Origin of the sequence: Variovorax sp. E3 (genome assembly GCF_016082275.1) — a bacterium.
In the GTDB taxonomy this organism is placed as follows: Bacteria; Pseudomonadota; Gammaproteobacteria; order Burkholderiales; family Burkholderiaceae_C; genus Variovorax.
In genome coordinates, this window is record NZ_MOWM01000411.1 from 1 (window position 1) to 242 (window position 242).

At 71.1% G+C, this 242-nt stretch carries 1 pseudogene; it reads left to right on the forward strand.

Annotated elements, in window-relative coordinates:
- Positions 1-242 (forward strand): annotated as a pseudogene (locus BMG07_RS41150) (four-carbon acid sugar kinase family protein); the annotation flags it as partial.

The window sequence follows — 242 nt, forward strand, 5'->3', positions numbered from 1 at the left end:
GCCTGTCGCCGGTCACGCGCGGCAGGTCGCGGCGGCACGGTCGTTCGACACCGTGTGGCTCGATGCGTCAGTGATGGCGCAGCGGGATGCCGCCACGCTGGAACGCCATGCCCGAGACATCGCGAAAGGGCTCGCTAGCGGTCGCAATGTGCTGGCCTGCACTCGCCCTCCCGATCCGTTGCCGGTCGACCGCGACATCAACGCCCAGGCCCTCGCGCGCGCCGGCGGTGAACTGTTGGCCC